The sequence below is a fragment of the Sphingomonas sp. genome, assembly GCF_045810705.1.
Lineage (GTDB): Bacteria > Pseudomonadota > Alphaproteobacteria > Sphingomonadales > Sphingomonadaceae > Sphingomicrobium.
This window is the reverse complement of record NZ_JBJMVI010000003.1, coordinates 20,349-42,336: the sequence shown is the minus strand read 5'-3', so window position 1 is coordinate 42,336 and position 21,988 is coordinate 20,349. Positions and strand designations below refer to the sequence as shown.

The following is a 21,988-nucleotide window of genomic DNA, read 5'->3' as shown; positions in this document are numbered from 1 at the left end:
CCACTGTATAGCCCTTTCTGGTGAGTGATTTCGGCAAGCGTCTCGACCGCCCGGTGGTGCTCGTCGGGTTGATGGGGGTTGGAAAGTCGACGGTCGGGCGGCGTCTGGCGAGGCGCCTCGGCTTGTCGTTCGTCGACAGCGACGCCGAGATCGAGGGCGCGGCCGGCTATCCTGCCGCCGAGGTATTCGAGCGCTTCGGCGAGCGTGACTTCCGCGATGGCGAGCGCAGGCTCGTGGCGCGGCTGGTCGAAGGCGACGTGCGGGTCATCGCCACCGGCGGCGGCGCCTATGTCGATCCCTCGACGCGCAAGCTCCTCAACGAGCGTGCCATCACGGTCTGGCTCGATGCCCCGGTCGAGATCCTCGCCGAGCGCACGTCGCGCCGCGACACCCGCGCCCAGCTGCGCATTGGCGACCCCAAGGCGGTGCTCGAGAAGCTGTCGCACGAACGGCGGCCGTCCTACGCCGAGGCCCATATCCATGTGAAAAGCGGCGATGGCGCGCACAAGGACGTGGTCGACGCAATCGTCGCCGCGCTGGAGGAATATCTGGAGCAGCCCGGCGCCTAGGCCGTGCTGCCCGCCTCCTCTTCGTCGGGAAGTGCGCGTTCGGGCGTAAAGGCGCGGTCCCAGCCGGCCTTAAGATCGCCGGTCTCCGTCTGCCGCTCGAGCCGCTCGCAATCGCGTGAGCGATATTCGCGCTCGACGCGCTCGATCTCGGCCCGCTCGATCCCGCTCGCCTTGAGCGCCTCTCGGCCCATCGCCACGGCGCCTTCGAACATTTCGCGCTCGGCAAAGGCGAGATCGAGCGCGTCCAGCTCGATGAGGTGGCGACGGTCGAATGCCCGGACCATCACCGCGGCCTGGGGGAACGCCTTGAGGACTTGGCCGAGCGCTTCCGAATTCAGTTCGCCGCCCTCATTGTCGTTGCAAAAGGCAATGACCCTAGCCGTTTCCGCCCCGGCGGCGCGCAACAGGTCGATGCGCAATCCGTCGCCATAATAGACCTTCGTCCCGAACTCGCCGGACACCTCGATCTGCTTGGGCTTTTTGTCGATCAGCGTGACCCCAATCCCCTTGGCCATCATCATCTGGGCGACGGTCTGGCCGAACCGGCCGTAGCCGACGACGATCGCGCTGGTCTCGGGCGACATCTCGGGTCCGTCGAGATCGTCGCGCCGGACTTCCCTTTTCTCGAGCCAGTCGATGAACCGCATCAGGAAGGGCGTGGTCGCCATCGACAAGGTGACGACGGCGCCGAACAGGGAAGCGGCTTCCGGCGTGATCAGCTGCGCGGCTGTCGCCTGCGCGAACAGGACGAAGCCGAACTCGCCCGCCTGGCTGAGAAGCAGCCCAAGCCGGATGCTGACTGGCCAGCGGTCGCCAAACGCGCGGTCGATCAGCGTAATGATGACGATCTTGGTCGCGATCACGCCCGCGGCGATGCCCATCACAAACAGCGGCCGGTCGGCGATCAGCTGGAGGTTGAGCAGCATGCCGACCGACAAGAAGAACAGGCCGAGCAGGATCGAGCGGAACGGTTCGAGATCGCTATCCAGTTCGTGCCGGTACGGCGATTCGGCGAGCACCACTCCGGCGACAAAGGCGCCGAGCGCGGTCGACAAGCCGAATTCGTGCATCACCGCGGCGGACCCGATAACGGTGAAGAGGCCCACGACAGTGAACAACTCGCGTTCGCCCAGACGACCGATGAGCCTCAGAACAGGCACCAGGATGAAGCGGCCGAACGCGACAAGTCCGAGTACTGCCAGGACCGTGTACAGCGCCAGCGTCCAGCCTGTCGGCACGGTTGGATCGGGCGGCGTGCGCGCCAGCGCCGCGATGATCGTGATCAGCGGGACGATCGACAGGTCCTGGAACAACAGGATCGAAAACGCCCGCTCACCCTGCGGCGTGTTGAGCTCGTTCTCCGCCTGGAGCATCGGCAACACCTGAGCGGTCGACGACAGCCCAAGCGGCAGGCCGATCGCGATCGCCGCCTCGAGCGAAATGCCGAGAGCGATATACAGCAGGGCGCTGATGGCGAGGCCGCACAGGGTGACCTGCAGCAGGCCGAGCCCGAAAATGTCCTTGCGCAGCCGCCACAGGCGGCTCGGCTGAAGCTCGAGGCCGACAATGAACAGCAACAGCGCAATGCCGATCTCGGACACGCGCTGGACCGATTCCGGGTCGCGGAACAAGCCCAGCGCCGAAGGGCCGATCAGCGCGCCCGCGACGATGTAACCCAGCGTGGCGCCGAGCCCCAGGCGGCGGAACAGCATGACGAAGACGAGCGCGACGCCGAGCATCAGCGCCGCGTCGCCCAATAGCCCACCGGCTAACGTGGGATGAACGTCAGCCAACGGCTTCCATTGCCGCCAGCAATGCGCGGAACGGGAGCAGGATCGCTCCGTGGCGCGCGGTGCGTGGGCGCGCGGGCGCGAGCGCTGAAATGCCGGGCCAGCCACTTTGGTCGTGCTCTCCGGCAAGCCAGCGGCTCAGCGTGAGCATCGCCTCCGACACTTCATCGTGGGTACGGCCGCGGCTATGCCGCTGGACCAGCGCGGCCGAAGCTTGGCCGAACGCACAGGCATGGACCTGCATCGACAGTCGCTCCACGCGCCGGTCACCGTCGAGCTGGACGACCAAACGAACGCGGCTACCGCAAGCGGGAGAGCGAACCTCGGCGGAACCATCCTCGCGCTCCAATTCGCCCGGCGCGCTGAGCGACGCCGCCAGCCGCAGGATTTCCGTCGTGTAGAGCGGCTCGGTCATTCCCGCCGCCATGTCGTGCCGCCGGGCCCGTCTTCAAGGACGATGCCCTCGGCCTTGAGCTGCTCGCGGATTCGGTCGGCGGTGGCGAAGTCGCCGTTCTTCTTGGCCTCGGCGCGTTCCGCGATCTTTGACGCAACGAATTCGGGAAGAGGAACGTGGGACAGCGTCCCAGCTGCCGTAAACTTGAGGGAAGCTGTTCCACTCATTGACGCAACACGTCCAAACCATCCGCTTTCGGTGTCGCCAAGAAGGCCCAACAACTTCGCGCTGGCCTTGAGAGTGGCTGGTTCGTTCAATTGATTCAGGCGGGCCATGGCCAGTGGCGTGTTGAGATCATCGCTTAATGCTTCCAGCACTCCGCCATCGACTTCGCCGGGCTCCGCATCCCCCGCTCGTCTGTATAATCCGTTCAGCGTGGCCTTCGCCTGCGCCACAAGAGTCTCCGTCCACGGCAGCGGTTGGCGGTAATGCGCGCTCAGCAACGCCAGCCGTAGCGTCTCCCCGCGATGCCCCTGCGCCAGCAGCTCGGCCGGCGTGACGATATTGCCGAGGCTCTTCGACATCTTCTCGGCGCCCATGTCGACGAAACCGTTGTGCACCCAATAGCGCGCGAGCGGCGCGCCGCCATGTGCGCAACGGCTCTGCGCGATCTCATTCTCGTGGTGCGGGAAGATGAGGTCGAGCCCGCCGCCGTGGATGTCGATCGTCTGGCCCAGATGCGCCTGGATCATCGCCGAGCATTCAATGTGCCATCCAGGGCGCCCCCTGCCCCACGGCGAATCCCAGCCGATCACGCCTTCGCTGCTCGGCTTCCACAGCACGAAGTCGGCGGGATCGCGCTTGTACGGCGCGACCTCGACGCGCGCGCCGGCGATCATCGAGTCCCGGTCGCGCTTGCTGAGCACTCCATAATCGGGGTCGCTCGGCACCGAGAACAGCACGTGCCCCTCGGCCCCGTAAGCATTGCCGCGCTCGATCAGCCGCTCGATCATCGCGATCATCGGCCCGATTTCCTGCGTCGCGTGCGGCGCGATGTCCGGCGGCGCAACGCCAAGGGCGCCCATGTCCTCAAGGTAGAAGCGCTCGTAGCGCTCGGTGACCACCGAGGGCTCGACGCCCTCCGCCTCAGCCGAGGCGATGATCTTGTCGTCGACGTCGGTGACGTTGCGCGCGTAAACCAGGCTGTCCTGCCCGAACTCATGCCGGATCAGCCGCGCCAGCGTGTCGAACACCACCGCGGGCCTGGCATTGCCGATATGGGCGCGGCCGTAGACCGTGGGCCCGCATACATACATGGTGATCCGCTCCTGGTCGGCCGGAACGAACTCCCGCTTCTCGCGCGCCAGCGTGTCGTGAAGGCGGATCATCGCTGCGGGAGCCTGTGCCGCCGCGCCTCGACCCAGTCGACGATCGCGCGGCCGCTTGCGTTGAGCAAAGGATAGGTGCGCGAGGTCGTCATCCACTGCGGCCGGTCGGCTTGCGGCCCATAGACCATGTCGGTCGCAAGATTGGCGAGCAGGAAGAACAGGGTCGCGCCGAGCAGCCCCTTGATCGCTCCGAAACCGCCGCCGAGCGCGCGGTCGACCGGCCCCAGCACCGCGTGGCGCCGCGTCTTCCCGCCGATCGACCGTGCGAGCAGCTTCACCGCGAGGAAGCTCGGCACGAACAGGATCGCGAAGGCAAGGACCGCCGCCGCGGCAGAAGCCGCGTGGAAGCTGTTCTCGATCCCGCTCCACAACTGGCTGTGGAACAGCTTGAGCATGGCGATGGCGACGATCCAAGCGAACAGCGAGATAACCTCGTGGACGAAGCCGCGCACGAAGCCGACAGCGGCACCGCCGATCAGCAGCAGGAAGACGAAGACGTCGAGCGCGGTCACCGCTGTCGGCTAGCGGCCTCGTTCGTGCTTCGCCAGCCCTAACGGCCGAGGATTTGATCGACCAAACCGCGCAGATTGCCGAACTCGGCGAGGCGCAGGCCCTCGCCGCCCTTGATGCCCTTCGGCACCCACCCGGCCTCGAACCCGAGCTTGGCGGATTCCTTAAGCCGCAGCCCGGCATGCGCGACCGGGCGGATTTCCCCCGACAATGCGATCTCGCCGAGGACCACGCATTCGCTCGGCACCGGCCGCTCGGACATCGCCGACACCAAGGCGGCGGCGACCGCCAGGTCCGCGCCGGGATCGCTCAGCCGGTATCCGCCGGCGACGTTGAGATAAACCTCGGCGGTCGCGAAGCTCATGCCGCAGCGCGCCTCGAGCACCGCGAGGATCATCGCCAGCCGCCCGCTGTCCCAGCCGACCGCCGCGCGACGCGGCGTGGCGCCACTCGCCAGCCGCACGGTCAGCGCCTGGATCTCGACCAGCACCGGCCGCGAGCCCTCAATCGCGGGGAACACGCTGGTGCCGCTGACCGGCTCGCCGCGGTGGGTGAGGAACAGCGCCGAGGGGTTGGGCACCTCGCTCAGCCCGGCGCCTTCCATGGCGAAGACGCCGATCTCGTCAGTGCCGCCGAAGCGGTTCTTCATCGCGCGAAGGATGCGGTACTGGTGGCTGCGCTCGCCCTCGAAGCTCAGCACCGTGTCGACCATATGCTCGAGCACGCGCGGGCCGGCGATCGAGCCGTCCTTGGTCACATGGCCGACGAGCACCACCGCCGTGCCATGCTCCTTGGCGAAGCGCACCAGCTCCTGCGCCGAGGCGCGGACCTGGCTAACCGTCCCCGGGGCGCCTTCGATCAGATCGCTGTGCATGGTCTGGATCGAATCGATCACCAGCAGCGCCGGCGGTTCGCCGTCTTGCATCGTCGTCAGGATATCGCGGACCGAGGTCGCCGCCGCGAGCCGCACGGGCGCCCTGCCCAGTCCCAGCCGCACCGCGCGCAGCCGCACCTGCTCGGCCGATTCCTCGCCCGAGACATAGATGACCTTTTTCCCCTCGCCCGCCAGCCGCGCCGCGACCTGGAGCAGCAGGGTCGACTTGCCGATTCCCGGGTCGCCGCCGACCAGCATCGCCGATCCCGCGACGATCCCGCCGCCGATCGCCCGGTCGAACTCCGCGAGCCCGCTCGGCAGCCGCTCCGGCAGCGCGGCCGGCGTTTCGAGGCCAATCAGCGCGATCACCCGCCCGCCGCCCTGAAGATTGTGCTTGGCGGCGAAGATGCTCGACACCTCGGCGCTCTCCTGAACGAGCGTGTTCCACTCGGCGCAGTCGGGGCACTGCCCCTGCCAGCGGTGCTGAACCGACCCGCAGGCCTGGCACGTGTATCGGGATTTGGGTTTGGCCATGCGCGGAACAATACACGAACATCGTTTGCGGAAAAGCCCGCTTCCACTATGCGATTGCCATGACCGGCGTTTCGCTTGCCCCGATCGGAGTGCTGCTCCTCGCCGCGTGCCTGATCGCGATGCTCTCGCGGCGGCTGGGACTGCCGTACATCGTCGGGCTGGTTGTCGCCGGATTCCTGATCGCGCTCCTGCCCAACAGCCCCAAAGTGCCGCTGTCCCGCGACTTGATCTTCAACGTCCTGCTCCCGCCGTTGGTGTTCGAGGCCGCCCTGCAGCTCGAATGGAAGCGATTCCGCGCCGAGTTGCCGCTGACGATGACGCTGGCCTTCTTCGGCGTCGCGATCGCCGCGGCGGTCGTGGCCGCCGGTATGCACGCGATCGTCGGCTGGAGCTGGATCGGCGCAGCCTTGTTCGGCGTGCTCATCGCCGCAACCGATCCTGTTTCGGTCATCGCCTCGTTCCGCGAGATGGGCGCCCAGCCCCGCGTCTCGATGGTGGTCGAGTCCGAAAGCCTGCTCAACGACGGCGTCGCCGCCGTCGGCTTCGCCCTTCTGTCCGCAATTGCTGCCGGGGCGCCGGCGGAGGCCGGAAGCATCATCCCGGCGTTCCTGTGGACGCTCGGCGGCGGGATCGTCATCGGTCTTGCGATCAGTGCCGCCATCCTGCTCATCGTCGGGCGCACCGACGACCCTTTGGTCGAGATCACGCTGACGACCATCGCCGCCTATGGCTCCTTCCTGGTCGCCGAGCATTTCCATGCCTCGGGCATCATCAGCGCCCTCACCGCCGGCCTGGTGATCGGCAGCGGCGGCACGCGGTTCCTGTCGCGCTCCGGGCGCGACCGTGTTCACTGGGCCTGGGAATATTTCGCGTTCCTCGCCAACAGCTTCGTGTTCATCCTCATCGGCCTCAACGAGGCGGGACAGCCGCTGCACCGGCTCGGCGCGGCAGCGGCGGCGGTCGCGATCCTGCTGGTGATCGCCGGCCGCGGCCTGTCGATCTATCCGCTTGCGGCGCTGTTCCGCGGGTCGCGCTGGCGCCTCACGGCCGCCTACCAGCACACCCTGTTCTGGGGCGGATTGCGCGGCGCGCTTGCCCTCGCGCTCGCCTTGGCGGTGCCGCCGGCCGTGCCCGAGCGCAATGCGATCATCCTCGCCGCCTTCGCGGTCGTCGCCTTCTCGATCCTGGTGCAGGGCCTGACCATGCCGTCGCTGATCAGGAAGCTTGAGCTCGGGCGGAAACGGCCCGCGCCGGAGGTTGCCCGATCCGCGCCCGCCCCCTAGCAAGCGCCGCGTGAGCTTCCTCCCAGAACCGCTTCGCATCCCCGCTTTTCGCTATTTCTGGGTCGCCCGGCTGAGCTCAACCATCGCGCAGATGGCGATGGTGATCGTCATCGGCTGGCAGGTCTACGACATCGCCCGCCACACGATGGGCGTGAAGGAAGCCGCGCTCAGGCTCGGCATCATCGGCCTCGTCCAGTTCCTGCCTTTGTTCCTCCTGACTCTCGTCACCGGATGGGCCGCCGACCGGGTCGATCGGCGCTGGATCGCGCGCGCTTCCGTCGCTCTGGAGCTTGGCTGCGCCGGCGCGCTCGCCTGGTTCGCGTGGCGCCACACGACGACGCTGCCGGTCCTCTATTCGGTTGCCGCACTGCTCGGCGTCGCCCGCGCCTTCGCCGGCCCGGCACTCGGAGCGCTCGCGCCGAATCTCGTCCCGCGCGACATCCTGCCGCGCGCCATCGCCTTGTCGTCGATTGCCTGGCAGAGCGGCGCGATCGCCGGCCCCGCGCTCGGCGGCTATCTTTACGCCTGGGCCCCGTTCGCGCCCTATGCGGCGAGCACCATCCTGTTCGCGGTCGGGCTCGCCGGCTTGTTCGCGATCGGCCCGGTTGCGCGGCCCGAGGTCAACCGCGGCCCGAACCCCTGGGCGCAAATGGTCGAGGGCCTCAAATATGTCCGTCGCAACCGGCTCGTCCTCGGCGCGATCAGCCTCGACCTGTTCGCGGTGCTATTGGGCGGCGCGACGGCGATGCTTCCTGCCTTCGCCCGCGACGTGCTCCATGCCGGGCCCGAGGGCCTAGGCCATTTGCGCGCCGCGCCGGCGCTCGGCGCGACGCTGACCGCGGCATTTTTCTCGTTCCGGCCGCTGAAGCACAACGTCGGCCTCAAGATGCTCGCGGCGGTCGGCGTGTTCGGCACGGCCACGATCATTTTCGGCCTCTCGCGATCGATGCCGCTGTCGCTCGTCTGCCTCGCCCTGCTCGGCGCCGCCGACATGTTCTCGGTCTACGTTCGCCAGTCGCTGATCCAGCTTTACACGCCCGATTCGATGCGCGGCCGCGTCGGCGCGGTCTCGTCGCTGTTCATCTCCGCCTCGAACGAGCTGGGCGAAGCCGAATCCGGATTCCTCGGCGCGCTGATCGGCCCGGTCCCGGCCGTGATCGCCGGCGGCGTCGGTGCGATATTGGTGGTCGTGCTCTGGTCATGGTGGTTCCCCGAGCTGCGGCTTGCAAAAAGCTTCGAACAACCCGATTTGCGCAGCGCACAAGAAAGAGGAGAACCAGGGTGAAGGCCGGCAATATCCTCGAGACGATCGGCAACACGCCGCACGTGCGTATCAACCGCCTGTTCGGCCCCAAAGCCGAGGCGTGGATCAAGCAGGAGCGGGCCAACCCGGGCGCGTCGATCAAGGACCGCATCGCGCTGGCGATGATCGAAGACGCCGAACGCTCCGGGAAGCTCAAGCCCGGCGGAACGATCGTCGAGCCGACGTCCGGCAACACCGGGATCGGCCTCGCGATGGTCGCGGCGGTCAAAGGCTATCGGCTGATCCTCGTCATGCCGGAGAGCATGAGCATTGAGCGGCGCCGCCTGATGCTCGCTTATGGGGCGAGCTTCGACCTCACGCCCCGGGAAAAGGGCATGAAGGGCGCGATCGCTCGCGCCGAGGAGATCATTGCCTCGACTCCCGGCTCATGGATGCCGCAGCAGTTCGAGAATCCGGCCAACGTCGAAGTCCACCGCCGCACCACGGCCCAAGAGATTCTTCGCGATTTCTCCGACAATCCGCCGGATGCGATCATCACCGGCGTCGGCACCGGCGGCCACATCACCGCCTGCGCCGAGGTGCTGAAGCCGGAATGGCCCAACCTCAAGGTCTTCGCGGTCGAGCCGACCCTTTCGCCGGTGCTCTCAGGCGGGCAGCCCGGTCCCCACCCGATTCAGGGAATTGGCGCCGGGTTCATCCCCGCGATCATGGACACGAGCGTCCTGGATGGAGTGATCCAGGTTGCGCCTGACGACGCCAAGGAGATGGCGCGGCGCGCCGCTCGCGAGGAAGGCATGCTGGTCGGCATCTCGTCGGGTGCGACGCTCGCAGCGATCGCCCAGAAGCTGCCGGAGCTTGGCGAAACCGCGCGCGTCCTCGGCTTCAACTACGACACAGGCGAGCGCTATCTGTCGGTCGCCGATTTCCTGCCCGAAGAAGCCTAAGGAAGCGCTAACCCTGTTTCTTCGCGTGGCGGTTAACTCCGCAGGTTAAGGTGCATCTTGGCCGTGATGGGTCGTGCCCAGTGGCGTGCAGGGAGCCTTGATGCGTCGGACCTTGTTCCGCAAATCGGATGAAATTCACCCGCCCGCGCGCTCGTCCGTGCAGGAAGTGCTGCTGTTCGACGTCCGCGACCACTCGGACAGTGCTGATCAAACGCTTGCCGAGCGTCGGCTCGGCGCCTGGATCTTCGCCCCGTGGCTACTCCTCGCCGGGCACGTCGCCGTCATCCTGAGCGTGTTCTTTGACGGCACTCCGCACGTGACCTGGAAGGCGTTCGTCGGCGCCTGCTTGCCGTTTGCAGGCTCGGTCACCCTTGACGCCGTCGCCGGCGTCATCCTGCTGTATTGGCGCAAGCTGCAAATGTCGCCGCACACGGTCGTCCGGCTGATGTGCGGCTATCTCGCCGCGACCGGAATGCTGTGGGCAATCGCAAGCGCTGGCGCCGGCTCGTTCAGCCTGGCCGGCGCGTCGTTCGTCACGGTCGCGATGGCCTCCGGGTTCTTTCTGCGCTCGGTCATCGCGGTCCCCTCACCCCCGCTTGCAGTGGTCAATGCCCTGGTGGCGTTTGTCTCGACGATTTTGTTCTCGCGCAACCTCGAAGTGACCTTCGCCATCGACGTGCTGGCGTTGCTGATGGTGGTCTACAGCGTCCTCATCACGCAGAAGACGATGTTCGGCGGGCGAAACCGTCTCGCCCTCGAATGGCAGGCGAAGAAGGCGCTCAACTTCGTCGACGAATTTGAAAATAGCGGGCGCGGCTGGTTTTGGGAGACCGACTCCCTCGGCACCCTATCTTACGTCTCGCGCCAACTCGCCGATGATTTCCAGTGCCAGCCTGAGGCGCTGCTTGGCCGCCAGTTCACCGACCTGGTGTCGGTCGACCACGGATCGGAATCGACCGAAGAAAGCAAGACCCTCGGCTTCCATCTGTCGGCGCGGTTCCCGTTTTCCGATGTCGTCGTCCGCCCCGCGAGCGAGCAGGACGTCCATTGGTCGCTGTCGGGCAACCCGATCTTCGACGAACGCGGGCGGTTCCTCGGATTCCGCGGGATCGGCACCGACCTCACCGAGCAGCGCAAGTCGGAGCGCGAGATCACCCGGCTCGCGCGCTTTGATTCGCTGACCGCGCTGCCTAACCGCGCAATGATGCGCCAGACGCTCGAGGAAGCCCTCCGCAACGCGGCCCACCGCAAGAAGGGCTGTGCGCTGTTCATGATCGATCTTGACCGGTTCAAGAACGTCAACGATACGCTCGGCCATCCGGTCGGCGATGCTCTCCTTCGCCAGGTCGCCGAGCGGTTGAAATCGGTCATCGGAAACCACGGCCAGGTCGGCCGCCTCGGCGGCGACGAGTTCCAAGCGGTGCTGCCGGGCGGCGCCGACATCGGGCTTCTCGAATCGCTCGCGCGGACGCTGATCGAGCAGGTCTCGAGGCCCTACACGATCGAAGGCAACAAGGTCATGATCGGGGCGTCGCTCGGGATTGCGATCGGCGATCCCGGCCGCGCCAGCGCGGATGCTTTGGTTCGCAATGCCGACCTCGCGCTTTATGCGGCAAAAGGCGCCGGGCGCGGCAAGCACTGTGTCTACGAACCCTCGATGCACAGCGAAGCCGCCGAGCGACAGCTGCTCGAAAACGACCTCCGCCAGGCGATCGAGCGCGGTGAGCTTTCGGTCAACTACCAGCCCATCGTTCGCGCGGCCTGCGAAGAGATTTCCGGATTCGAGGCGCTGGTCCGCTGGCAGCACCCGACGCGCGGTGCGGTCTCACCGGAAAAGTTCGTGCCCCTGGCCGAAGAAACGGGCCTGATCGGCAAGATCGGCGAGTGGGTGCTGCGGACCGCGCTCGAGGAGGCCGCGCGCTGGCCCGACCAGGTCCGCGTCGCCGTCAACCTGTCGCCACTGCAGTTCAACGATCCGCAAGTGGCGGCCATGGTCGGCAAGCACCTCGCCGCGACCGGTGTTCGGGCGGAGCGGCTCGAGCTTGAGATTACCGAGAGCGTATTCCTCGCCGAGGGCGATTCCACGGACGAGACGTTCGCCGCGCTGAAGGCGCTCGGCGTCCGCCTCGCCCTCGACGATTTCGGCACCGGCTACAGTTCACTCGGCTATTTGAAGAAGGCGCCGTTCGACAAGATCAAGATCGACCAGAGCTTCGTCCGCGGCGCCGCGTCGACAACCAACCGCAATGCGGCGATCATCCGCGCCATTGTCACCCTTGCCGATACGCTCGGCATGGACACCTGCGCCGAGGGTGTCGAAACCCATGACGATCTGCAACTGATCCGAGAGCTCGGAGTGAGCATGGTGCAGGGCTATATTTTCGGCCGCCCAAGCCCGGCCGAGACCGCTCGCGAGCTCGCCAACGCGGTTACCGTCGCGGCCGAGGGCTTCGCCGTCATCCGCGAGGCGCGGCACCTGCTGATGCGACGCGCCATGACGTGCATCGGCGGCGAGAGCGTCGAGCTCAAGCTGCGCAACATCTCGTCGATGGGCGCCCTGGTCGAATGTCCATTGTCGGTCGCGCCCGGCACCGAGCTTGCGATCGACATCGTCGGCGTCGGCCCGGTCAGAGGCCTCGTACGCTGGGCCCAGGCAGGCAAGTTCGGGGTCCAGTTCGAAGGCCATTTCGACCTCGCACGGCTCGCGGCGAAGAAAGAAAAGCCGAATCCGGCCACGAGCATGCGGCCGTGGCACGTCGACCAGCCGGCGCGCAACGCCAGCTAGAGCGCGGCGAACCGCCGCGCCTGGGCGCGATCCTTGCCGTAGAAATCGTCGAAATAGACGATCGAGGTGCCACTCGGCACAGCGGTCAGATAGGTGATGTAAATCGGCACCGGCTGCGGCAGGTCGACCTTCTGCTCCGGCCGGGCACCTTTGGGGCTCGGAGCCCGGCCGTTGAATAGCCAGCGCTCGAAGCGCGCCGCATCCTCGAGCCGGACGCAACCGTTGCTCTCGAGTCTTGCCGCATCCTCAATCTTTTCCTTCTCGGGCGTGTCGTGCAGCCAGATCCCGGCCGCGTTGGGGAACATGAACTTCATTTTGCCCATCGAGTTCGCGGGGCCAGGCCTTTGGCGCAGATTGACCTTGACGCGGCCAGCCGCGACCGCCCTCCAATCGACCGCCATCGGATCAAGGACATGCGCATTTGCACCGAACTGATCGACGACGTCGTAACCCCGCTTTGTAAAATAGGCGCGCCCCTCTTTGAGGATGGTCGGCGCAAGCTTCCGCGAAGTGATGTCAGGCGGCGAGTTCCAATAGGGATTGAGCGCGATGTAGCGGATGAAGGCATTCATCATCGGCGTCTGGGCGATCGGGTCGGGGCGGCCCGCAACGACCCGCATCGAGTCCACCACCTGCCCGTTCTCGTACATGTAAAGCCGGGCCGCCGGCGGGTTGACGATGACGTAGCGCCCCCCGCCTGCGGGCAGCGCGCGGGCCCGCTCGAGATTGAGCTGCAGCAGCCGGGACTCGGCCGGGCTGTGATAAATGCGGCTCGCGAGCGCCTGCCGTAGCTTGGCGTAAATCGGGTTCATCCAGCCGATCTGCTGGACATAGTCGCCGAGCGACGGCGCCCGCGACGCGGCAATCAGCAGCTCGCGCGCCGACGGCGGAGCCGGCTTGAGCTCCTGGTCGACATAGACGATGCCGACGCCTGGGTCGTGCCGCAAGTCGCGGGCATAGGCCACGAACGCGCTGCTGAGCATGACCTCGGCGCGCTGGAGCGCCCCAGGGTCGCCGGAGCGCGCACCATCGACCGCCCGCGCCAGGCCGCGCACGTCGTAACGCCGGGGATTGAGGTTGTCGGCCTGGGCGCTGGCAAGGAGCTGAAGCAGTTGCTGCGCCGCGGGACCGGCATTCGGTGCGAACCACAACGGCGCGCCACCACGGCCTCGGTAGAAGTCGGCGATATCACCGCCAAATGGCGCGACCGCTGGAGCCCTTGCCTGCACCGGCGCGACGGCCGGAGCGCCCGCCAAAATGCACAAGGCACTTGCTGCCACGATCACTTGCAGTCTCGTCGAGATGAACTTGGTCATTGCGGTCCTTCAAACGCACGAATCCCGTGCTGGGTAGCAAACCCGGCACTGACCCTTCGCTGAACGCCGCGCACAAGGAAAGAGCGCCGGCGTGAACCGGCGCTCTTCCCTTGACTGACTGCCGCGAGCTTAGCGGCGATTGATGCTAACGCTGTAGACTTCGCCGTTCATACCGACGTCGCAGCGGAACGAAAGGTCGGCCTGGTTGGCGTAGCCGTAGCCGGCCGCGCCATAGGCACCGACGCCATAAGCGCCGTAACCGTTCGAGGCATAGCGGCCGCTGCTGGCAAGGCCGCGCACGCGGACCAAGCCGTTGCTGCGCGGGCTAACCTGAGTCACCGCGACGACGCGACCGCGGCTGGTGTTGGCACCCAGCACCGCGCCTAGGATTCCGCCGATGCTGCTGCGGTTGTACAGCCGGCTCTGCACCGCGGACGAGCATTGCTGCGCCGCGGCGGTCGTGTTCACGGCATAAGCGGACTGGCCATAGCCGTAAGGCTGGGCATAACCGTAGGTTTGGGCGTAGCTATACGGCTGGGCGTAACCGCTGCTGCTATAAGGGTTCGAATAATATTGGGCCGCTGCGGGCGCCGTAGCCGCAAGGGCCGCGCTTGCCGTCAGCAGCTTAGTGAAAATACGCATGACTCACTCCTCCGTGAAATGAACAGTCTTACCTGCCGGATCAACGCGCCGATCGGTCTTGCAGGGCCGGCATTCATCGCCGCGGGGGGTCGAGTCGTCGTGCCAAGCTGAACGGTTGTTAAACACACGAAGGGCGGCAGCGCAGCGTCAGCCGCGCGACCGCCCCTCGAAACTACCGCCCGTGCGGCGGTTATTGATATTCCGCGGTCAGGTCGAACGTATTGCTGTAAACGCCGGGTGTCTGACCGCCGGCAATCTGGAACGTGCCTCCGACATAAACGGTGAACCCGCCTGCGCCGTCCGCATTGCGTGTCGCACCAGCCGCGTCGAGGACGAGTGCGACCGGAATGCTGTTCCCGCCGCCGTCCTGCACCGACGCAGTTGCCGGTCCACTCATCGTCAACACCACCTGTTCGTTCGGGGCCGCGCTACCGTCGAACTCGGCCGCCGAATAGGTGCTCGTCAGACTGGTGACGCCGCCACCCACAGTGCGGTTTCCGGCCGCGCTCGCAGCGATTGAGACGGTACCCGAATTCACTGGATCAACGGCGACAACACCGAAATCGAGGTCCTTGGACTTCTTCAAGCTGTGTGCGCCGAGAACGACCCCGCGAGCGAGTGCAGTGTCGCTGTCGGTGACCGGAGGAGCTAGCTGGGCCACGGCGGGCGTGGCAACAGCGACGGAAGCGGCAAGCGCCGCGAGGCAGACATGAAAGCGCATCTTGGTTCCCCACTAATAAACTAATCGAGGACGCCCCAATGCACCGCCGTGCCTTCACGCCGATTGAAGGCTTTTGGTTTGCGTGAAATTTACCTTGTTTGGAAGCCAAACTCGGCGCGATGCGCGGTATGCCGCTGGTATCAGGCCGCGCTGACGAGGTGCAGGGGAGCGGCGTCCGTCTGTGCCTCGAGCAAGGCGACCCGGTCGCCGTAAAGGCGTGCAAGCTCGCGATGCGCCGCGCGCGCCGCACTGTTCGGAGCAGCCTCCGCCGCAACTCTCTCCTCGGCCGAACGGCGTCGGTAGTAGGCGAGGTCCGCTTCCATACTCGCCACCCCCCGATGGCCTGCGCCGCGAACCACCCGATGCGACTCGACGGCGCGAGTTGTCCACATAGCAGTAGATCACAGATTAACCCTCTAACTTAGGTCAAGTGGCCGAACGTAAAGGCGCCGATAAGGCTAAAGATTCTTGTCACTTCGACCGTCAGTGCAGTAGCTCATCGGCGAATTGAACGTCCTCCGCATGCTTCCACACGCCAAATCCGACGCCCTGCGGCTGTTGCAGAAAGCCTCCGCCGCCGGGGATCCCGACGCAATGCTCAAGGCGGGCGCCGCCGCGCTCCAGGCGGGAGCACAGGCGGAAGCGCTCGAACCGGTGCGGCAGACAGTGGAACGGAATCCGACCAACCCGCGCCTGTGGCAGTTGCTTGGATTAATCAACCGTGACCTGCAAGACAGCGCCGCGTCGCTCGAAGCCTTCCGCAAGGCGGCCGCGCTTCTGCCGAACGATGCGATGATCGCGGACGGACTCGCCACGGTGACGTTCGAGGCGGGCCTCCCCGCCGCCGAGCTGTTCGAACGGGCGATCGAATTCAATCCAACGGACCGAAGTCTGTGGCTCCGCCTTTGCGCCGCATGGGTTCAAGAAGGCCAGTCGGCAGCGGTCATCGGCGCTTTGGAGGAGGAGCTTGGTGCCGACCCAGGCTGGATCGAGGGGCACAAAACCCTGGCCAAAATTCGCTGGGAGACCGGCGATCGCAAAGGCTTCGCCCGGAGCTTCGATCACGCGGTTGCCTCCAGTCCCCAGAACAAGGCGCTATGGATCGCCTACGTCCATACCCTCGCACACGACAACGCTCACGAGCGCGGTCTACACATCATCGAGAGAGCAAAGGCCGCTCTCGGTCAGCAGCCCGAATTCGTGGCGTCCGAAGCAGTCGCGCGCGCCGAGCTGGGCCAGCTCGAGGCTGCAGGGCCCTTGTTCGAGCGCGTAAAACATCTTCCCGATCTTGGCCTATTGGTCGGCTACGTTCATTTTCTGATCCGGTCGGGGCGCATCGAGGAAGCGGCCGCGGTCGCTGAAAGCAATATCGCGCAGTCAGGCAATTGGATGTGGCCTTACCTCTCGATTTGCTGGCGGCTGCTGGTCGATGAGCGATGGCAATGGCTGGAGGGCGATCCGAGCCTGATTGGCGTCTATGACATTGCCGGGAGCCTGCCCAACCTCGACCGCCTTGCCGACCGGCTACGCTCGCTCCACTGGGCGCGCGTCGAACCAGTAGACCAGAGCCTGAGGGGCGGGACGCAAACGCAAGGCGACCTGTTCAGCCGTATCGATCCGGCGATACGCGAGCTTCGGCAGGCGGTCGTCGCGGCGGTCGAAAACCATGTCGCGCAGCTTGCCGCGCCCCGCATTCATCACCCGACGTTCATCGAACAACGGTCGCCGATATTGTTCAACGGCTCCTGGTCGGTCCGGCTTGCCGGCGGTGGACGGCACGTCGACCATCTGCATCCGGCCGGCTGGATCAGCTCAGCCCTCTATATAGCTTTGCCCGACAAACAGCAGCGCGGCGAAGGCGAATCGGGATGGCTGTCGCTAGGGCAAGCCGGCGACCTAGTCCCCGACCTTCCGCCGATCCGCGTCGTCGAGCCCAAGCCCGGGCGACTGGTGCTGTTTCCGTCTACCATGTGGCATGGGACGCGGCCGTTCGGCGCCGGCGAGCGTCTGACCGTTGCCTTCGACGTTAAGCGGCCCGGTTAGAAGGCCTCCGCCGGGATCTTCATCAGCGTCTCGGCGCCGGCTTCGATCTTGCGCCGCAATGCTTGCGACAGTGGCAGCTCCCGCTCGGCATAGAAGCGCGCGGTGATCAGCTTGGCGTCGTGGAACGGCCGATCCTCTGCCCCGCCGTCGAGCGCGCGTTTCGCGGCCGACGCCATCTTCAGCCACATCCAGCCGAGGCTGACAAGGCCCATCAGCTCCATGTAAGCGTAAGCGCCGGCGCCGGCATTGTCGGGGTCGGCCGTGCCGTTTTGCGCAAGCCACATCGTCGCGGCCTGAAGATCCTTGAGCGCGGGTTCGAGCGCAGCGGCGACACCCGCCGGATCGCCCGCGGCCCCGGCATCGGCGATCTCCCGGCCGACCAGCTCGAAAAACGCGCGAACCGCCCGGCCGCCGTCCTTGGGCAGCTTGCGGCCGACCAGGTCCATCGCCTGGATGCCGTTGGTGCCTTCGTAGATCTGCGTAATGCGCGCGTCGCGGACGAACTGCTCCATCCCATGTTCACGAATATAGCCGTGGCCGCCAAGCACCTGCTGGCCGTGGACCGCGGCCTGGAAGCCCTTGTCGGTCAGATAGCCTTTGATCACCGGGGTGATCAGGCCAAGGAGGTCGTCGGCGGTCTGGCGTTCTACTTCGTCCTGCGAGCGGCGCGTCAGGTCGACCTGGAGGGCGCCCCACAACACGAGCGCGCGGCCGGCCTCGTTCCACGCGCGCGATTCCATCAGCATCCGCCGGACGTCGGGATGGACGATGATCGGGTCGGCCTTGGCGTCGGGGTCGCGGTCCTCCGGATTGAGCGCGCGGCTCTGCCGGCGGTCGCGCGCGTAGGCGGCGGCGTTCTGGTAGGCGACCTCGCCCTGAGCGGTCCCCTGCAGGCCGACGCCAAGCCGCGCCGCGTTCATCATGATGAACATCGCCTGGAGGCCCTTTTCCGGCTCACCGACCAGCCAGCCCTTGGCGCCGTCATAATTGAGGACGCAGGTCGAATTGCCGTGGATGCCCATTTTCTTTTCAAGCGCGCCGCACGTGACTGGATTGCGCGCACCAAGCGAGCCGTCCTCGTTCACCAGGAATTTGGGCACGACGAACAGCGAGATGCCTTTGACGTTGTCCGGCGCGCCGGCGCGCTTGGCGAGCACCAGGTGAATGATGTTCTCGGCGAGGTCGTGCTCGCCGCTGGAGATGAAGATCTTGGTGCCGGTGATCGAGTAGCTGGCGTCCGGATTTTCCTCGGCGCGGGTCTTGAGCAGCCCCAAATCCGTCCCGCAATGCGGCTCGGTGAGGTTCATGGTGCCGGTCCACTTTCCCGTCGCCATGTTGGGGACGTAGCGCCGCTTGAGCTCGTCCGACCCCTTGACCAGCAGCGAGGCGATCGCGCCGGAGGTCAGTCCCTGGTACATTTCGAAACTGTGGTTGGCGGAGAGGATATATTCGCTGACTGCCGTACCGACGACCTGCGGGAGCCCCTGCCCGCCATATTCCTCCGGCACCGTCAGCGTCGGCCAGCCCGCCTCGCAGAACTGCGCCCACGCCGCCTTGAAGCCCGGCGGAGTGGTGACCGAGCCGTCGTCGGCACGCTTGCAGCCGACCTCGTCGCCGATCCGGTTCAACGGCTGGAGCACTTCGGCGCAGAAGCGGCCGGCTTCCTCGAGGATCGCCTCGACGAGGTCCGGGCTGGCATTCGCGAAGCCGGGCAGGTTCGAATAGCGGCCAATGTCGAGCACATCGTTGAGGACGAACAGGCTGTCGCGCACCGGCGCGGTGTAGGTGGGCATTGCTTACCTCCGTGTCAGCAACGCTCTTGCCTTGCCAGTGCGCGCCCGTCCAGCATCTGTAAATGTCGGCTCGGCCACATTACGTCGAATCCCCGAAGGAAGACGCATGAAGCTGCCCAATTTTCTGATTGCCGGCGCGCTGATGGCCAGCCCTGCGGCGGCCGCGCCCCGGACGGAAACCGCCGTGCTCGCCGGTGGCTGCTTCTGGGGCATGGAAAGCGTGTTCGAGCACGTCAAAGGCGTGACGGATGTCGTCTCCGGGTACGCCGGCGGCAGCGCCAAAGACGCCGATTACAGCGCGGTGAGCTCCGAAAGCACCGGTCACGCCGAAGCCGTGAAGATCACCTATGACCCGGCGCAAATCAGCTACGCCCAGCTCCTGCAAGTCTATTTCACGGTCGCCCACGACCCGACCCAGATGAACCGCCAGAACCCCGACGTCGGGCGGAGCTACCGGTCGGCGATCTTCCCCCAATCGGCGGAGCAGGCGCGCTTCGCCACGGCATTCATCGCGCGGCTGGGCGCGTCCCACATCTACAAGGCGCCGATCGCCACCCGCATTGAAAGCGGCGGCTTCTTCCCCGCCGAATCCTACCACCAGGGCTTCGCGCGCAAACATCCTTACTATCCGTACATCGTCGTCAACGACCGCCCGAAGGTCGCCGCGCTGCACAAGAGATTCCCGGCCCTTTACAAGGCGTAACCAGCGCTAAGCAGTTAATATTTCACGCCTTATTTAGCTTTGGGGGCGACAAAGGCGCGGGCTCGTCCTATATGGCGGCTCCACGACAGCACTGGCGCGCGGGGACTCGATGCTGACGACCAATCCGTTCGACCCAAATGGACTCGATGGAGACAAGCTGCGCGAAGAGTGCGGCGTGTTCGGAATCTGGGGCGTGGACAATGCCGCGGGTTTCGTGACCCTCGGGCTGCACGCCCTCCAGCACCGCGGGCAGGAAGCGGCCGGCATCACGAGCTACGACGCCGGCCAGTTCCACTCGCACCGCGCGATGGGTCATGTCGCGGGCAATTTCGACCGCGACGACGTGATCCGGATGCTCGCCGGCAGGGCCGCGATCGGGCATGTCCGTTATTCGACCGCGGGCGGGCCCGGCATCCGCAACGCCCAGCCTTTGTTTGCGGAACTTGCCGAGGGTGGCTTCGCGATCGGCCAGAACGGCAACCTTTCCAACGCGATGAAGCTCAGGCGGACGCTCAACCGGCAGGGCTCGATCTTCCAGTCGACCAGCGACACCGAGGTCATCATCCATCTCGTTGCGACGTCCGAGCGAAGCAACATGCTCGACCGGCTTACCGACGCGCTGAAGCAGGTCGAGGGCGCCTACTCGCTCGTCGTTCTGACCCCGGAGGGTCTGATCGCATGCCGTGACCCGCTCGGCTTCCGTCCGCTGGTCATGGGCAAGCTCGGCGAAGCGACGATCTTCGCTTCGGAAACCGTCGCGCTCGACGTGGTCGGGGCACGCTATCTCCGCGACGTCGAGCCCGGCGAGCTGGTGCTCGTCAACGACGACGGTATCCGTTCCTTCAGTCCGTTCGAGAAGGTCGCGCCGCGTCCCTGCATCTTCGAGCACATCTATTTCTCGCGCCCCGATTCGATTGCCGACGGAATGTCGGTTTACGAGGTCCGCAAGAGTATCGGCGCGGAGCTGGCGCGCGAGTCGCCGGTCGACGTCGATTATGTGGTTCCCGTGCCCGACAGCGGTGTCCCCGCCGCGATCGGTTATGCCCAGGCGAGCGGTATCCCGTTCGAGCTCGGGATCATCCGCTCGCACTATGTCGGGCGGACGTTCATCCAGCCGAGCCATGACGGCCGCCTGCAAGGAGTCAAGCTGAAGCACAACGCGAATTCCGCGCTGATCGACGGCAAGAGCATCGTCCTCATTGACGATTCGATCGTTCGCGGCACGACCTCGGTCAAGCTGGTCCAGATGATGCGTGATGCGGGCGCTCGCGAGGTCCACATGCGCATCGCCTCGCCGCCGACGCGGCACTGCTGCTTCTACGGCGTCGACACGCCCGAACGGGCGAAGCTCCTCGCGGCGCAGATGAACGTCGACCAGATGCGCGATTACATCAACGCGGACAGCCTCGCGTTCATCTCGATCGAGGGCCTGTACCGGGCGCTCGGCGAGGAGCGCGATCCCGCTCAGCCGCAGCGATGCGACGCCTGCTTCACCGGCGCTTATCCGACCGTCCTCACCGATCTCAATGAGAAGGATGGCGGCTCGTCGCTCTCGTTGGTCGCCAGCCGCTAAGCCGCTAGAGGCGGCGAATGACCGATTCGAAAAGCCTTTCGGGGCGCATTGCGCTGGTCACCGGCGCGAGCCGCGGGATCGGCGCCGCGACTGCCGAAGCGCTCGCCGCGGCCGGCGCACATGTGATCCTTGTCGCGCGCACGGCGTCGGCGTTGGAGGAGGTCGAGGAACGCATCCACGCCGTCGGCGGCACCGCGACGATCGCCCCGCTCGACCTGACCGAGGGGGAGAGCATCGGCAAGCTTGCCGGGGCCGTCGCCGAGCGGTGGCAGAAGCTCGACATCCTGGTTCTCAACGCCGCGATGCTCGGCTCGCTGACGCCGGTGCAGGATATCGACCCCAAGGAATTTTCGCGGCTGCTGAGTCTCAACCTGCTCGCCAATCAGGCGCTGATCGCCGCGTTCGACCCGCTGCTGAAGCGCGCCGAGCGGGCCGACATCGTCGCCCTCACTTCCTCCGTCGGCAGCGAGCCGCGCGCCTTCTGGGGCGCGTACGGATCGTCCAAGGCGGCGCTTGAGGTATTGCTGGGCGCCTATGCGGACGAAACCGAATACACCGGGCGGGTGCGGGTCCACATCGTTGACCCGGGTGCGACCCGCACACGGATGCGCGCGCTCGCCTTTCCCGGAGAAGAACCGAACAGTGTCAAGCCGCCGGAAGTCGTGGCACGCAACATCGTGGACCGGCTCGCTGCCGACGCTCCCACGGGCGTGAAAGTGCGGATCGAAGCCTGACCGTAATGGCGGCGGATCGAGTGCAACATTTCTGTCAAACAGTCGTTGCCGGAATTACGGTTAATGTTTATTGAACACACCCGCGGCACTGACGAGGCCGCAAGCGGCAGCGGCGCCGTGCTCGAGTC

General features: G+C 66.1%; 19 protein-coding genes. 9 read left to right on the top strand and 10 right to left on the bottom strand.

Annotated features, from left to right (window positions below; translation table 11 throughout):
* Positions 1 to 20: 20 nt before the first annotated feature.
* Positions 21 to 569: a shikimate kinase gene (locus ACJ8FR_RS01540; protein WP_407826844.1), complete on the top strand. Its 549-nt coding sequence runs from the start codon at positions 21 to 23 to the stop codon at positions 567 to 569.
* On the opposite strand, the gene ACJ8FR_RS01535 is transcribed toward ACJ8FR_RS01540, so the two are convergent.
* The 5 genes from ACJ8FR_RS01535 to radA are packed head-to-tail and all read right to left on the bottom strand — an operon-like array spanning position 566 to position 6,059.
* The gene (locus ACJ8FR_RS01535; RefSeq protein WP_407826949.1) at positions 566 to 2,308 is read right to left on the bottom strand and encodes a monovalent cation:proton antiporter-2 (CPA2) family protein; all 1,743 of its coding nucleotides are present in this window, start codon (positions 2,306 to 2,308) and stop codon (positions 566 to 568) included. The genes ACJ8FR_RS01540 and ACJ8FR_RS01535 overlap by 4 nt on opposite strands.
* A 46-nt stretch (positions 2,309 to 2,354) precedes the next feature.
* On the bottom strand, positions 2,355 to 2,774 hold the full coding sequence (locus tag ACJ8FR_RS01530) for an iron-sulfur cluster assembly scaffold protein (protein WP_407826843.1): 420 nt from the start codon (positions 2,772 to 2,774) through the stop codon (positions 2,355 to 2,357).
* Positions 2,771 to 4,141, bottom strand: coding sequence for a cysteine--tRNA ligase (cysS, locus tag ACJ8FR_RS01525; protein ID WP_407826842.1), 1,371 nt, complete (start codon positions 4,139 to 4,141; stop codon positions 2,771 to 2,773). Before cysS ends, ACJ8FR_RS01530 begins: the two co-directional genes overlap by 4 nt.
* A complete protein-coding gene (locus tag ACJ8FR_RS01520; protein WP_407826841.1) occupies positions 4,138 to 4,653 on the bottom strand; it encodes a CvpA family protein in 516 nt (171 codons plus the stop codon). The genes cysS and ACJ8FR_RS01520 overlap by 4 nt, the downstream gene beginning before the upstream one ends.
* Positions 4,654 to 4,691: 38 nt before the next feature.
* The gene (gene radA / locus ACJ8FR_RS01515) at positions 4,692 to 6,059 is read right to left on the bottom strand and encodes a DNA repair protein RadA (RefSeq protein WP_407826840.1); all 1,368 of its coding nucleotides are present in this window, start codon (positions 6,057 to 6,059) and stop codon (positions 4,692 to 4,694) included.
* Positions 6,060 to 6,118: 59 nt separating this feature from the next.
* On the opposite strand from radA, the gene ACJ8FR_RS01510 reads away from it, so the two are divergent.
* The 4 genes from ACJ8FR_RS01510 (at position 6,119) to ACJ8FR_RS01495 (ending at position 12,335) form a co-directional block, all read left to right on the top strand.
* On the top strand, positions 6,119 to 7,342 hold the full coding sequence (locus tag ACJ8FR_RS01510; RefSeq protein WP_407826839.1) for a cation:proton antiporter: 1,224 nt from the start codon (positions 6,119 to 6,121) through the stop codon (positions 7,340 to 7,342).
* Positions 7,343 to 7,352: 10 nt separating this feature from the next.
* Positions 7,353 to 8,627: an MFS transporter gene (locus ACJ8FR_RS01505; RefSeq protein WP_407826838.1), complete on the top strand. Its 1,275-nt coding sequence runs from the start codon at positions 7,353 to 7,355 to the stop codon at positions 8,625 to 8,627.
* Complete coding sequence (gene cysK / locus ACJ8FR_RS01500) at positions 8,624 to 9,550, top strand: cysteine synthase A (RefSeq protein WP_407826837.1); 927 nt, start codon at positions 8,624 to 8,626, stop codon at positions 9,548 to 9,550. Before ACJ8FR_RS01505 ends, cysK begins: the two co-directional genes overlap by 4 nt.
* A gap of 100 nt (positions 9,551 to 9,650) precedes the next feature.
* Positions 9,651 to 12,335: a putative bifunctional diguanylate cyclase/phosphodiesterase gene (locus tag ACJ8FR_RS01495; protein ID WP_407826836.1), complete on the top strand. Its 2,685-nt coding sequence runs from the start codon at positions 9,651 to 9,653 to the stop codon at positions 12,333 to 12,335.
* Here the strand turns inward: ACJ8FR_RS01495 and ACJ8FR_RS01490 are convergent.
* The 4 genes from ACJ8FR_RS01490 to ACJ8FR_RS01475 form a co-directional block, all read right to left on the bottom strand.
* Positions 12,332 to 13,651: a L,D-transpeptidase family protein gene (locus tag ACJ8FR_RS01490; protein ID WP_407826835.1), complete on the bottom strand. Its 1,320-nt coding sequence runs from the start codon at positions 13,649 to 13,651 to the stop codon at positions 12,332 to 12,334. The genes ACJ8FR_RS01495 and ACJ8FR_RS01490 overlap by 4 nt on opposite strands.
* 129 nt (positions 13,652 to 13,780) lie before the next feature.
* Positions 13,781 to 14,293, bottom strand: coding sequence for a hypothetical protein (locus tag ACJ8FR_RS01485; RefSeq protein ID WP_407826834.1), 513 nt, complete (start codon positions 14,291 to 14,293; stop codon positions 13,781 to 13,783).
* Between the two features lie 190 nt (positions 14,294 to 14,483).
* Positions 14,484 to 14,954 (bottom strand): DUF4402 domain-containing protein, encoded by a 471-nt coding sequence (locus ACJ8FR_RS01480; RefSeq protein WP_407826833.1) that lies wholly within the window; start codon positions 14,952 to 14,954, stop codon positions 14,484 to 14,486.
* 200 nt (positions 14,955 to 15,154) lie between these two features.
* Positions 15,155 to 15,346, bottom strand: a complete 192-nt coding sequence (locus ACJ8FR_RS01475; RefSeq protein ID WP_407826832.1) for a hypothetical protein — start codon at positions 15,344 to 15,346, stop codon at positions 15,155 to 15,157.
* A gap of 190 nt (positions 15,347 to 15,536) precedes the next feature.
* Between ACJ8FR_RS01475 and ACJ8FR_RS01470 the strand changes: the two genes are divergently transcribed.
* The gene (locus ACJ8FR_RS01470; protein ID WP_407826831.1) at positions 15,537 to 17,057 is read left to right on the top strand and encodes a 2OG-Fe(II) oxygenase family protein; all 1,521 of its coding nucleotides are present in this window, start codon (positions 15,537 to 15,539) and stop codon (positions 17,055 to 17,057) included.
* Here ACJ8FR_RS01470 and ACJ8FR_RS01465 read toward each other — a convergent pair.
* Positions 17,054 to 18,850, bottom strand: coding sequence for an acyl-CoA dehydrogenase C-terminal domain-containing protein (locus tag ACJ8FR_RS01465; protein WP_407826830.1), 1,797 nt, complete (start codon positions 18,848 to 18,850; stop codon positions 17,054 to 17,056). The two genes, ACJ8FR_RS01470 and ACJ8FR_RS01465, sit on opposite strands and share 4 nt — an antisense overlap.
* 106 nt (positions 18,851 to 18,956) lie before the next feature.
* On the opposite strand from ACJ8FR_RS01465, the gene msrA reads away from it, so the two are divergent.
* The 3 genes from msrA to ACJ8FR_RS01450 all read left to right on the top strand — a co-directional run bounded on the left by msrA (position 18,957) and on the right by ACJ8FR_RS01450 (position 21,860).
* A complete protein-coding gene (gene msrA / locus ACJ8FR_RS01460) occupies positions 18,957 to 19,553 on the top strand; it encodes a peptide-methionine (S)-S-oxide reductase MsrA (protein WP_407826829.1) in 597 nt (198 codons plus the stop codon).
* A 109-nt stretch (positions 19,554 to 19,662) separates the two neighbouring features.
* Positions 19,663 to 21,126 carry an amidophosphoribosyltransferase gene (gene purF / locus ACJ8FR_RS01455; protein ID WP_407826828.1) on the top strand — a complete coding sequence of 488 codons (1,464 nt, stop codon included), beginning with the start codon at positions 19,663 to 19,665 and terminating at the stop codon, positions 21,124 to 21,126.
* Positions 21,127 to 21,143: 17 nt separating this feature from the next.
* On the top strand, positions 21,144 to 21,860 hold the full coding sequence (locus ACJ8FR_RS01450; RefSeq protein WP_407826827.1) for an SDR family NAD(P)-dependent oxidoreductase: 717 nt from the start codon (positions 21,144 to 21,146) through the stop codon (positions 21,858 to 21,860).
* Positions 21,861 to 21,988: the final 128 nt, after the last annotated feature.

What these genes read in the sequence shown, in the direction of transcription:
- ACJ8FR_RS01530 (WP_407826843.1), bottom strand. Translation starts at nt 2,774, where the DNA reads ATGACCGAGCCGCTCTACACGACGGAAATCCTGCGGCTGGCGGCGTCG.
- purF (WP_407826828.1), top strand. Translation starts at nt 19,663, where the DNA reads ATGCTGACGACCAATCCGTTCGACCCAAATGGACTCGATGGAGACAAG.
- cysS (WP_407826842.1), bottom strand. Translation starts at nt 4,141, where the DNA reads ATGATCCGCCTTCACGACACGCTGGCGCGCGAGAAGCGGGAGTTCGTT.
- ACJ8FR_RS01535 (WP_407826949.1), bottom strand. Translation starts at nt 2,308, where the DNA reads ATGCTCGGCGTCGCGCTCGTCTTCGTCATGCTGTTCCGCCGCCTGGGG.
- ACJ8FR_RS01465 (WP_407826830.1), bottom strand. Translation starts at nt 18,850, where the DNA reads ATGCCCACCTACACCGCGCCGGTGCGCGACAGCCTGTTCGTCCTCAAC.
- ACJ8FR_RS01450 (WP_407826827.1), top strand. Translation starts at nt 21,144, where the DNA reads ATGACCGATTCGAAAAGCCTTTCGGGGCGCATTGCGCTGGTCACCGGC.
- ACJ8FR_RS01510 (WP_407826839.1), top strand. Translation starts at nt 6,119, where the DNA reads ATGACCGGCGTTTCGCTTGCCCCGATCGGAGTGCTGCTCCTCGCCGCG.
- radA (WP_407826840.1), bottom strand. Translation starts at nt 6,059, where the DNA reads ATGGCCAAACCCAAATCCCGATACACGTGCCAGGCCTGCGGGTCGGTT.
- ACJ8FR_RS01490 (WP_407826835.1), bottom strand. Translation starts at nt 13,651, where the DNA reads ATGACCAAGTTCATCTCGACGAGACTGCAAGTGATCGTGGCAGCAAGT.
- msrA (WP_407826829.1), top strand. Translation starts at nt 18,957, where the DNA reads ATGAAGCTGCCCAATTTTCTGATTGCCGGCGCGCTGATGGCCAGCCCT.
- ACJ8FR_RS01495 (WP_407826836.1), top strand. Translation starts at nt 9,651, where the DNA reads ATGCGTCGGACCTTGTTCCGCAAATCGGATGAAATTCACCCGCCCGCG.
- ACJ8FR_RS01470 (WP_407826831.1), top strand. Translation starts at nt 15,537, where the DNA reads ATGCTTCCACACGCCAAATCCGACGCCCTGCGGCTGTTGCAGAAAGCC.
- ACJ8FR_RS01485 (WP_407826834.1), bottom strand. Translation starts at nt 14,293, where the DNA reads ATGCGTATTTTCACTAAGCTGCTGACGGCAAGCGCGGCCCTTGCGGCT.